This window comes from Arenibacter sp. S6351L, from assembly GCF_023016025.1.
In the GTDB taxonomy this organism is placed as follows: Bacteria; Bacteroidota; Bacteroidia; order Flavobacteriales; family Flavobacteriaceae; genus Arenibacter; species Arenibacter algicola_B.
The window spans coordinates 68,413-80,769 of record NZ_JALKBB010000018.1; the positions used below are offsets into that span (position 1 = coordinate 68,413).

Sequence of the window (12,357 nt, forward strand, 5' to 3'; positions counted from 1 at the left end):
CTAAAATTCTCTATGTAACAATTGTTACACAAGAGATTTTAGAGGTTGCACTATCCAATATTTTTAATTAAGGACTATCTCGTCTACGAACAACCAACTTTTTCCCCCAGGGTTAGCATGCCAGGACGGGTTCTTAAGTTGACTTATTACTTCTACTTTTACATAAGTAGATTTGGTTGGAGGTATGTTTAGGTCGAAAAATTGAAATTTGGTATCCGAGTTGGGTTTTTCCGTCGGAACTTTCTCCGTGTGGACAAGCTTAAAATTATTGCCATCCTGTGATACCCACACTTTGAAACCTGTTGGATAAAAAATCCATTTTTCAGGTGAAGAAAATGCCCCTACCGATACCGTAGATATCAATTCTTCTTTTTGGAGTTTTAGAGTGGCTGCAAAATTACTGCCTTCATAACCTATCCAATTGCCGTCAACAAAATTGATGGTTCCTCTTTTAAGATCTATCAAGGTGTTTCCTCCATTTCCTTTGTATTTTTCGTTGGGTTTATTGTTTAGGGTAATGGAATTGGGTAGAATATTCGATTTTTTAAAACTGACGGTTTTAACAGGGCTTAATTCCCAACCCGATTTATGACTAACAGCTTTGAGCTGGGTAGAGGTGGTCAGTAAAATGGGTTCATTGTATTTCGTGGATGTGGTGTCCGGTTCAGAACCGTCCAAGGTATAGTAGAGGTCCACTCCCTTGAAAAAATAATCTAGGGTCACCTCAATCGAATCCTTGAAGAAATCGGTATCTGCAATTATGGATGGTGGTTCCAAGCTGGATGGGGTAAAGAGATCTTCGTTGATGCTTACCACTGTAACCCCCTTATACTTATTGCTAAAGTGATCCAGAGCTTCTTTGGTGATTTTGGAATTCCATGGATATAAAGTTTTTAAACCATTTAGAGCGGTCAACTTTTCCAGACCCTGATCCGTAATATCGGTACCATAAATATTTAGGGACTCCAAGTGTTTTAAATCTCCTATGGACGCCATGGACTTATCCGTGATCTTTGTATTTTGTAATTGTAATTTGGTAAGATTCTTGAAGGAAGTTAAATACGAAGAAATAGTATCATTAAAATTAGAGTTGCCCAAATTGAGTTCAACAATGTTTTCGGCATGCTTTTTTAGTGCTTTTAGATCATTTTTTTGCAAACTCTGATTACCCGACAAGTTTACTATTAAAAGGGGATTTTTTTCCGCCAATTTGGTGATAATAGGTCCGTTGATGTTTATGGAGGCTAACCAGTCTTCGGGAGCCATTTCCACTTCTTTTGCAATAAGCGCCCTAGTGGAAGTGTCTTCTTCCAATGAATTTAAAATATCATTGATCTTTTCGGTTTTATCCAAAGTTCCGGCCACACAATCAAAACAGTTTTCATGGCTTATCCACCATTCCAATAATTGAATTTCGTGATTGGTCAGTTGCACCTTACCCTTTGGAGGCATATGGTCCTCGTCTTCCATAGGTAGTTTTATGTGGTGTATCAATCTGGGGACTTCGTCCTTTTCTGCAATTAATAGGCTGCCGGAGTCTCCTCCCAAAAGCAGTTGTTCTTTGTTGGTCATAGTTAAACCTCCCTTAACCTTGTTGGGATTGTGACAACTAACACACTTATCATCCAGGATTGGCATTATAATATCATTGAATACCAAGGCTTTGTCTACATCTGTTATAACCACCTTTTTGGTTTCCCTATTTTTATACAGATAGTCCTCCCCATGGGTCATGCTCCCACCATAATGTCCTGTTAGGCCTAAAAGGGCCATAACGCTTATAAAAAGGGGTAGGTATATGTTTTTGGACCAGGCCTTTGGATATTTTTTAATAAAATATAGAAGGGTAGTGCCTATGGCCAATCCAACGGCCATCCAGCGATGCCTAAACAACAAGGTCTCATCATAACCTCCATCTTCGCCCAATAACCAACCACTGGCCACTGATAGCACTGTGCTTGCCGCAGCAATGGCAAGAGTAAATTTAATAATATCGTTTTCCGTTCCGGAATTTTTCTTTCTAAAGTATAGTTCCATTAGAAAGGCCAATACAAGAATACCAATGGGCAAGTGTACCAATAGGGGATGTAGGCGACCAAGGCTTATAATCTGTAGTATCATTCTTTGGTGTATAGGTTTAGGTTAGGATATCCTTTACAATATGGCCTTCCACATCTGTTAATCTAAACCGTCTTCCCTGGTATTTGTAGGTTAATTTTTCATGGTCTATTCCCAATAAATGTAACATTGTGGCCTGAAAATCATGGACATGAACCGGGTCCTTTACAATGTTGTATCCAAAATCATCCGTTTCTCCATAGACGATACCGGGTTTTATACCTCCTCCGGCCATCCAAATGGTAAAAGATCTTGGATGATGGTCCCTACCATAATTGGTATCCGTTAAAAGACCTTGTGAATAATTGGTCCTTCCAAACTCACCTCCCCAAATCACCAAGGTATCCTCCAATAATCCACGTTGTTTTAGATCGGCCACAAGAGCGGCAGAAGCTTGGTCTACGTCTTTTGCCTGTTTGGCAATGGCCCCAGGTAGATTGTCGTGTTGATCCCAACCCATATGGTACAATTGGATAAAACGTACGTCTTGTTCCGCCAATCTTCTTGTCAAAAGGCAATTTGCTGCATAGGTTCCCGGAATTTTAGCTTCGGGCCCGTACATTTCATAGATATAATCGGGTTCATTGGCAGTGTCCATAACATTTGGGACGGAGGTTTGCATCCTGTATGCCATTTCATATTGGGCAATTCTACTTTTTATTTCAGGATCACCGGAATCTTGATAGTGCTTGTCGTTCAATGCAGCTAAATTGTCCAACATTTCGCGTTTAACCTCTTTGGTAATGCCCTTGGGATCGTTCAGATATAGAACGGGATCCTTGGCTGCCCTAAATTGAACACCTTGGTGAAGTGAGTGTAAAAAACCATTGCCCCATAACCTGGTGTATAAAGGTTGTCCGTTGGGTCTACCCGTGCCTCGTGACAACAGGACCGTGAATGCCGGGAGATTTTCATTTTCGCTGCCCAAACCATAACTTAACCATGATCCGATACTGGGCCTTCCGGGTTGTTGGGATCCTGTCTGGAAGAACGTAACCGCAGGATCATGATTTATGGCTTCCGTGTACATGGATTTTATAATGCATAGCTCGTCTACCATTTTAGCGGTATAGGGAAGAATATCACTTATGTAGGTGCCGTTCTTGCCATGCTGGCTAAAATTGTGCAGGGAACCGACCAAGGGAAATTTATCCTGTCCGGCAGTCATCCCCGTAAGCCGTTGTCCATTTCTGATAGATTCTGGCAGATCTTCCCCCCGCCTTTTATTCAAAAGCGGTTTATAGTCAAAAAGTTCCAATTGGGAAGGTCCCCCACTTTGAAACAGATAGATTACCCTTTTAATTTTGGCCGGGTGATGGAGTGAATTTAAAATTCCCTTAACCCCTTCCAGACCATCATCCTTAGTAAGTATGCCATTTTTATCTTTTCTAAATAGGTTTGCACCTAAAAGGGATGCTAGTGCTACCCCGCCTACGCCTAAGGCCGTTTTGCCTAAAAATGACCTTCGGTTTAAAATCAAGGATCGTTCTTCTATAATTTTTTTTTCGCTCATGATCAACCCCTGGTTATAGTTTCGTCTAAGTTTAAAATGGTATGTGCCGTTAATGCCAATGCGGCCAATTGGTTTTTTGAATAGGAACTATCTATTTCAAAATCTCCAATGGACAGATAGTCCTGCGGGTCTATACCTTCTTCATCCACTTTTTGGAGCATGCTATTGTAATAATTGTTCAACATGGACAATTCTTCCTCATCCGGAGTTCTGGACGTTGCCAGTTTAAATATATATTTTATTTGTTCGCTGATTTCTTTATTGCGATCAATGGCGTTTTTGGCAATGAGCCTTGAAGCCTCAATGATTTGGGGATCGTTTAACAATACCAATGCCTGTAAGGGGGTATTGGTTTCTTGCCGTTTTACAGTACAAAGATCTCTGGATGCCGCATCAAAAGTCATCATGCTTGGTGGAGGAACGGTTCTTTTCCAGAAGGTGTACAAACTTTTTCTATATAGGTCTTTTCCCGTGCTGGTAATGTAGGTGGCCGTACTTCCTCCTCCGCCTCCAGTGGTGGCCTCCCAAATACCGGCGGGTTGATAAGGTTTAACACTTGGGCCGCCCACCTCTTTGTTGAGCAATCCACTGATCTTGAGGGCTTGGTCCCTAATTAATTCGGCTGTTAGCCTTAATCTTGGGGCACGTGCCAATAGTCGGTTTTCAGGGTCTAATTCCTGTAATTCCTTGGATACCTTGGTGCTTTGTTGGTACGTGGCCGAAAGGGCCATATATTTTAATATTTTTCTTGAATCCCAACCTTCTTCCTTTAATTTTATGGCAAGGAAGTCTAGCAACTCTGGGTGTGTAGGCAATGAGCCTTGATTGCCAAAATCGAAGGAAGATGCCACCAAACCTGTGCCAAACATGCGTTGCCAATACCTGTTTACGGTAACCCTGGCAGTCAATGGATTGTCTTCATGGAAAAGCCATTTTGCCAATCCCAATCGGTTTTTGGGATATTCCTCAGGGAAAGGGAGTATGGATTCGGGTGTATTGGGGTATACCTGTGTAGTGGGTTGGTCGTAAACGCCCCTGTTCAAGATATAGGATGGTCTAATTTCCTCCATTTCGTTCATGACCATTACAGGAACTTCTTTCATGGTGGATTTTTGGAGTTGAACAAAGCTCAATATGCCATTTTTCTCCTTTTCGGTAATGGTCATATATGGTTTTGGAATTTTTCCAGCCCCACCTGGTGTCAGTCCTAATTCGTCAATATTATTGAAGAAACTGAACAATTCAAAATGGTTTTTTTGACTTATTGGGTCATACTTGTGATCGTGGCATCTTGCACATTCAAAAGTTAAACCCAGAAAAGCAGTTCCAAAGGTCACCGCCCTGTCCTCTACATACTCAATACGATATTCTTCGGGTATAACCCCGCCCTCAAAGGTAATCTTGTGGTTCCTGTTGAAACCTGTGGCAAGAATCTGTTCCGCGTTGGCATTGGGCAGAAGATCTCCCGCTAATTGATAGGTGACAAACTGGTCATAGGGCATGTTCTGCTTAAAGGCGTGAATTACCCAGTCGCGCCAAGGCCACATGATTCGTTCAAAATCGTCTTGGTATCCATGGGTGTCCGCATATCGCGCAATATCCATCCATTCAGCGGACATGTGCTCTGCGTAGTCCATAGTATTTAACAGGGAATCTATAATTTCTTCAAAGGCAGTGGGGGAGTCGTTGTTGACGAAGTTGTTTATTTGTTCCACGCTTGGTGGTAGCCCGGTTAGGTCGAAGAACACCCTTCTTAACAATTTTTCTTTTGAAGCTTTTTCACTGGGTTGCAGGCCTTTTTGTTCCAGTTGTGCTAAAACAAATTGGTCAATTTCATTTTGGGCCCAGGTAGTATTGGTCGTTTTTGGTACAATTGGCTTTTCAGGAGCAATAAATGCCCAATGTTCCTTGTATTCGGCTCCTTGATCTATCCATTTTTTTAAAACTTCCTTTTCGTACTGGGTAAGGGTAAGGTTGGATTCTGGAGGCGGCATCATTAAGGATTCGTCCGCGGTGTATATGCGATTGACCAATTCACTTTTTTCAACATCACCGGGAACAATGGCATAATGGTCCTTCTTTTTGCCCAAGGCCATATAGGCATCTTCGGCCGTGTTCAAGGATAGTCCGCCCTCTATGGCGTTTTTATCGGGACCATGGCATTTGAAACACCGGTCCGATAGGATTGGTTTTACATGAAAAGTAAAGTCTATTTTATCGGGAACTCTTCCGTTAATATCGTTGCTAACAGTCGTTTCGGAGGTTTGTACTCCAGTGTTGCAGCCAAAGGCGACCAAAACAGGAATGGACACCAAAAGTGAATATAATCCGGTTAGGGATCGGGTAAGGAATTTTTTTGTAGGTTGGACCAACATTTGATTTTGGATAAAATAACACCTTCTAAGTTAACGAGTTTACAATAATTTAACGGTAAATTTCGACAAATGACAATCCAAGACAGCTAAATGCGGCGAAAAAAAAGAATAAAGTGTAATTAGGAAGGTTTATTCCAAATCACCATCTAGAATTTTACTTTTTACTTCGTTGAGGTAACTACGCCCAATAGTATATCTAATGCCCTGCACTTCCACGCTGTTGCCTTCAATAGCATCTATCTTGTTGATGGCTATGGTATAAGACCTATGTATTCTTATAAATTTGTCTGCAGGTAGTTCCTCCGTAAAACTACTCAAGGTTTTATGAATGATATGTTTGTTGGCTTTGGTCTTTATCCTGATGTAATCCTTTAGACTTTCAATGACAATAATGTCGTCCAAATAAATTTTTTGCAATTTTTTCTTATCGACCTTTACAAAAATACTTGGATTATCATTGGTCGTATGCACTTCGTTCTTGGGAACTCCTTCCTTTAAATTAATAATTCTATTAACCGTCTTTAAAAATCTGTGGAAAGGTATGGGTTTCACCAAGTAGTCTATGGCCTCCAACTCAAAACTTTTAAGGGCATAATCTTCATGGGCCGTTGTCATAACTACCATAGCTTTTGAATTTACACTTCCCAGGAGATCAAGGCCGTTCATAATGGGCATATTGATATCCAGGAATACAATGTCTACTTCATTTCTCTGTAAAAAAGTGGAAGCGTCAATAGCGTTGGTGAAGGTTTGAACCAGATCCAGTTCCTTAATCTGTTCCACATAGTTCTTTAATATGTTGATTGCCAGTGGTTCATCGTCGATAATTATTACCTTAAAACTCATTACACCTTTAATTTAAGAATAACGTTAAACATTTTGTCCTTTTCAAAGATAGATAGATTGTAATCTTTGGGTTCGTAGCCCAGTTCCAATCGTTTTTTTACATTGGTAAGTCCAATTCCACCAACTTCTGGGTTTATTGTGTTGCGCGACTTATTTTGTGGAATATTGTTGCTGATTTCAAAATTCAGGATGTCGTCCACAACTTCCAAATTTATTTTGATGTACATTTTGCCAATATTTTTACTGGCGCCATGTTTAAAACTGTTTTCTATAAAGGGCATCAATAGCATGGGGGCAATTCCCTTTCCTTCAATATCGCCCGAAATATTCATATCAATTTGTAAAGAATTGTCAAATCGGATACGTTCCAAATCGATATAGTTTTGGATACATTCAATTTCTTTGGTCAAATCCTGATAGGGTTTGTCCGTAGCATATAGCAAATAACGCATTAATTCTGATAACCTTAGAACTACCTGAGGGGCCTTGTCCGATTTTTCTAAAGTTAGGGAATATATGTTATTTAACGTGTTAAAGAAGAAATGTGGCGAAACCTGTGATCTTAGGAATTTTAATTCCGTGGTCAACTGTCTTTTTTCCAGTTCGTGGAGTTTGCTGTTTTCATTTAACCAGTCTACCGTAATTTTTATGGCCGTCACAAACGACATTACATAAAGTTCTCCCAGCATGGTAACTATGGCGTAATTCAGTGTAAGGCTTTCAACATCCCCGGCTTCGGGCATTACGTTGTTGCTTACTAAATAATAAGTAAGGTTGAATTTTACCAATAGTCCTATGAACAAAGAGGCCAGGAGTAAAAAAGTATAAGTAATATATCGTTTCGTGTAAACGAATTTGGGCATCAAAAAATAAATATTGAAGTATGCCAAGGCCATATGTATGGGGAAACCCAATAAGTTGGTTTTTATGGAATAGGCAAAATCCTGGTGTAGATTTCCCCAGCGGAAAATATTGAACAGGATATACACGGCCCAAAAAATGATATGGTGCCTGTAATTGATATTAAAATCACCGGAACTATTTCTACTAAATAATTTAGGATTCAGTTTTTTGATTGGCATTAGCATTGATCACGGTCTTAAATTCTAAAAATTGGCGTTTGGCTTTACGGGTTGGTTGTTGGTCTAATTTTATTCTTCTTCCTGAAAAAAAATCAAATATTTAGTTCAGGTAAGTGGAATGCCCTTGTTGGTTTTTATTTACTTTTTGAATTATCGCCAATATAGTTTTGAAAATTTGGGGAATTTATAAAAAAAATAAGAGTTCTTGTCTTTAGGCGCGAAAAAACATAAGGCTGCGATATTTTTTTTAAACCTTTATAAATAAAAAATCACTGGTTGATGAGCTTTTTTGCTTTGACCATAAAATAAATTGAATGAATGCAATCGATGTGGCAATTATTGTTGCCTATATAGTGTTGACCCTCTTTGTTGGTATTTGGGTTTCAAAAAAAGCATCCCAAGGCCTTAAGTCGTATTTTTTAGGAGGGAATAACATAAAATGGTATTATCTGGGGCTAAGTAATGGATCTGGCATGTTCGATGTTTCCGGTACCGCGTGGATGGTAGGAATTCTATTTTTGTACGGGGTAAAGAGTTTTATGTTCATGTGGCTATGGCCAATTTGGAACCAAATCTTTGTTATGATGTTCTTGGCGGTTTGGATTCGGCGGTCCAATATTATGACCGGATCGGAATGGATACTTACCCGCTTTGGGGACGATAGGGCAGGGAGGGCTTCCCATAGTATAGTGGCCGTATTTGCTATTGTTGCCGCGGTAGGATTTATTGCTTATTTTTTTGAAGGCGTTGGTAAATTTTTGACCATTATCCTACCATGGGATATGGCTTTGCATATAGGGGAGATGGTTTTGTTGAACTCTGAACAGTCCTATGCCATGATCATCATATTTTTGACCACGATCTATACCGTGAAGGGAGGAATGTTCTCGGTGGTAGCTACGGAAGTACTCCAATATATCATTATGGTTATTGCTGGGATACTTGTTGCGGGCTATGCCTTTTTTGCTTTCTCCGATGTAGAGATCAATTCGGTAATAAGCGCCGAATGGAAAAACGTATTCTTTGGTTGGGAATTGGGAACCCATTGGGATAAGGAATTTCAGGCTTTTAATGATTTGATCGATTCTGAGGGATATAAGATGTTCGGGGCCTTGATAGGAATGACACTTTTTAAAGGTTTCTTTGCTAGTATAGCGGGACCTACGCCTAGTTACGACCTTCAAAGAATCTTGTCTACCCGTACCGTGAAAGATGCCGCTTACATGAGTGGTTTTACAAATTTGGTGCTGTTTATTCCCAGGTATTTGTTAATAACCGGGATTGTAGTAATTGCCCTGGTTGTACTAACGCCGGAAATGATTGCCAATCCTGGACTTACCGGTGCGGAGTTGGAGGTATTGCTGCCCAAAGTAATCAACTTTCATGTGCCGGTGGGAATAAAAGGCTTGCTGTTGGCCGGTTTGCTTGCAGCTTTTATGTCTACTTTCTCGGCTTTTGTAAATGCCGGCCCCGCTTATTTGGTCAATGATATTTACAAAAAATACTTTAGGCCGGAAGCGTCGCACAAGCATTATATTAAAGTGAGTCATATAGCCTCCTTTTTGGTGGTGATTTTAGGTGTTGTTATGGGATTTTTTGCAGATTCCATCAATTCCCTGACCCTTTGGATAACAAGTGCGTTGTTCGGGGGGTATGTTGCAGCTAATTTTTTAAAATGGATCTGGTGGCGATTTAACGGTTGGGGCTATTTTTGGGGTATGTTGTCCGGTTTGATTATTGCTTCATTACAATTTGTGCTAGATAACAATAAAGGCAATTTTACAGAGGGTAGCTTGTTGTACGAGCTTTCCCATGTCCATGCCATTTATCTATTCCCTATAATTTTTGGGGTCTCTATGTTGGGTTCGTTTTTGGGGACCTATTTTAGCCCTGCGACCGACAAGGAAGTGTTAAAATCCTTCTACAAGAATGTGAAACCTTGGGGTTGGTGGAATCCGATATATAAAGAATTGAAAGCGGAAGATCCTACATTTGAAAAGAACAATGAATTTTGGTGGGATATGATGAACTGTGCCATTGGCATCATATGGCAGTCCAGTATGATTGTACTCCCCATATATTTTATGATCAGGGATTATCCTAAAGCTATTGTTGCATTAGTGATATTTGGTGCCACTTCGGCAATTTTAAAGTTTACTTGGTTGGATAAGGTTCGAAAAATACCAAATTAGAAAAAATTGACAAGTTCCTAGAACTAAGTTTTAGATAGATTACATTAGAGAGAAATAAGTTTAGTTATAATATTTAAATCAAAATAAAGTGAGTAACATTCCATGGCAAGAAAGGCCTGCCAATAGTGCAGATGTAGTTTGGCGATATACGGAGAATCCTGTGGTAAAGAGGGATGCAATCCCTTCTTCCAATAGTATTTTTAATAGTGCGGTAGTTCCATTTCAAGATGGGTTTGCTGGCGTATTCCGTTGTGATAATAAGGCGGTACAGATGAATATTTTTGCCGGTTTTAGCAAGAATGGTATAGATTGGGATATTAACCATGAGCCCATTCAGTTTCAGGCAGGCAATACCAATATGATAGAATCCGACTATAAATACGATCCTAGGGTGGTCTTTATTGAGGATAGGTATTGGATCACCTGGTGTAACGGATACAACGGTCCAACCATTGGTATCGGGTATACCTTCGATTTCAAGGAATTTTTTCAATGCGAAAATGCCTTTTTACCCTTTAATAGGAACGGCGTATTATTTCCAGAGAAGATAGATGGTAAATATGCTATGTTGAGTCGCCCGAGTGATAATGGCCATACCCCTTTTGGCGACATATACATTAGTTATAGTCCAGATATGAAATATTGGGGAGAGCACCGCTGTGTAATGAAGGTGACCCCTTTTGTAGATAGCGCCTGGCAGTGCACCAAGATAGGGGCAGGACCAATTCCTATACTGACCGATGAGGGTTGGCTCACCTTTTATCATGGTGTAATAAATACCTGCAACGGATTTAGATATTCCATGGGTGCGGCTATTTTGGATAAGGAACGACCAGATCAGGTATTGTATAGAACCAAGCCTTACTTGTTATCTCCACAGACAAATTATGAATGTGTGGGCGATGTCCCAAATGTAGTGTTTCCATGTGCGGCATTGCATTCAATCGAAGAGGATAGGGTAGCCATTTATTATGGGGCTGCGGATACGGTTACCGGCTTGGCATTTGGACGCATATCTGAAATTGTAAAATTCACAAAGGAGAATAGTTTGTAATCCGTGTTTTTCCACACGGCTTTTGCTCGTTAAATAGAAATAATAAAAATCAAAATATGAAGACCACTTTTTCCATCCAAACCAGAACCTGGTCCTTGGCGCTATTGTTTTTGTGCGCTGGCTTTACCGCAGTAAAAGGCCAAGAGCTTGTACCAAGAAACTATATTGCATATAAGGCCAGTGAAGCACTGACTATAGATGGGAAAGGGGATGACGCTTCTTGGCAAAAAGCAACCTGGTCCCAAGATTATATTGATATCGAAGGAAAACTGATACCAGATTATAGGACTAGGATGAAAATGTTATGGGATAATGATTACCTATATGTTATGGCGGAAATGGAGGAGCCACATGTGTGGGCTACTTTAAAACAAAGGGATACCGTTATTTTTTACAACAATGATTTTGAGATTTTTATAGACCCGGACGGCGATACCCATAATTATTACGAATACGAGATGAATGCCCATAATACACTGTGGGACTTATTTTTGACCAAGCCATATAGGAACCACGGCAAAGTAATAGATAGTTGGGATATTCAAGGGGTGAAATCGGCAGTTAGTATCGACGGTACCTTAAATGATTCCTCGGACACGGACAAAGGATGGACCGTGGAAATAGCCATTCCATGGAAAGTGATCACCGAAGCAAGCAGCGGAGGCCAAGTGCCTGAGAACGATTTTTGGAGGATCAACTTCTCCAGGGTCAACTGGAAATTTGATCTAACGGACGGGAGGTATTCCAGAAAAAAGGACGATAATGGAAAGTTTATGCCCGAATATAATTGGGTTTGGTCACCTCAAGGAGTTATAAATATGCATGAACCGGAGCATTGGGGCTATGTATACTTTTCTTCAGAAGAGGCTGGTGGAAAGGCCAATTTCTCCATTCCTCAGGACGATTATATAAAATGGCATTTGTATTCGCTTTACAGAGGAGTTTTACAAGGGAAAAAGGGTGCTGAAAAGCAAGTTGCAACACCTAAGAATATTTTGGGCAAGTCTATAAAACCCAGTTTGGATAAGCACCAGTTTGGATATAATCTTTGGGTTAAAAGTCCATTTACAGGAAAAATATTGACGATCAAGGAAGATGGGGAATTTCGAAGTATTGATGAATAAAAATGATGTGATTACACAAACTATAGGGCTGGTCAATGGAAATGAACAAAGGG

General features: G+C 40.2%; 8 protein-coding genes. 3 read left to right on the forward strand and 5 right to left on the reverse strand.

Features of this window, described 5'->3' with window-relative positions; genetic code table 11:
- Nucleotides 1-63: 63 nt before the first annotated feature.
- The 5 genes from MWU82_RS14975 to MWU82_RS14995 form a co-directional block, all read right to left on the reverse strand.
- On the reverse strand, nucleotides 64-2,121 hold the full coding sequence (locus MWU82_RS14975) for a chitobiase/beta-hexosaminidase C-terminal domain-containing protein (protein ID WP_247097001.1): 2,058 nt from the start codon (nucleotides 2,119-2,121) through the stop codon (nucleotides 64-66).
- Between the two features lie 16 nt (nucleotides 2,122-2,137).
- Nucleotides 2,138-3,631, reverse strand: a complete 1,494-nt coding sequence (locus MWU82_RS14980) for a DUF1501 domain-containing protein (protein ID WP_247097002.1) — start codon at nucleotides 3,629-3,631, stop codon at nucleotides 2,138-2,140.
- A gap of 2 nt (nucleotides 3,632-3,633) precedes the next feature.
- Entirely contained in the window at nucleotides 3,634-6,006 is a 2,373-nt protein-coding gene (locus MWU82_RS14985; RefSeq protein ID WP_215946651.1) for a PSD1 and planctomycete cytochrome C domain-containing protein, read from the reverse strand.
- A gap of 129 nt (nucleotides 6,007-6,135) precedes the next feature.
- Complete coding sequence (locus tag MWU82_RS14990; protein WP_215946652.1) at nucleotides 6,136-6,852, reverse strand: response regulator transcription factor; 717 nt, start codon at nucleotides 6,850-6,852, stop codon at nucleotides 6,136-6,138.
- Nucleotides 6,852-7,934, reverse strand: a complete 1,083-nt coding sequence (locus tag MWU82_RS14995) for a histidine kinase (protein WP_215946653.1) — start codon at nucleotides 7,932-7,934, stop codon at nucleotides 6,852-6,854. Before MWU82_RS14995 ends, MWU82_RS14990 begins: the two co-directional genes overlap by 1 nt.
- A gap of 314 nt (nucleotides 7,935-8,248) precedes the next feature.
- Here MWU82_RS14995 and MWU82_RS15000 point away from each other — a divergent pair, with 314 nt between their 5' ends.
- The 3 genes from MWU82_RS15000 (at nucleotide 8,249) to MWU82_RS15010 (ending at nucleotide 12,304) form a co-directional block, all read left to right on the forward strand.
- Nucleotides 8,249-10,126 carry a sodium:solute symporter family protein gene (locus MWU82_RS15000; protein ID WP_215946654.1) on the forward strand — a complete coding sequence of 626 codons (1,878 nt, stop codon included), beginning with the start codon at nucleotides 8,249-8,251 and terminating at the stop codon, nucleotides 10,124-10,126.
- 88 nt (nucleotides 10,127-10,214) lie between these two features.
- Nucleotides 10,215-11,180 (forward strand): glycoside hydrolase family 130 protein, encoded by a 966-nt coding sequence (locus MWU82_RS15005; RefSeq protein ID WP_215946655.1) that lies wholly within the window; start codon nucleotides 10,215-10,217, stop codon nucleotides 11,178-11,180.
- A gap of 56 nt (nucleotides 11,181-11,236) precedes the next feature.
- A complete protein-coding gene (locus MWU82_RS15010) occupies nucleotides 11,237-12,304 on the forward strand; it encodes a carbohydrate-binding family 9-like protein (RefSeq protein WP_215946656.1) in 1,068 nt (355 codons plus the stop codon).
- The last annotated feature ends 53 nt before the right edge of the window (nucleotides 12,305-12,357 follow it).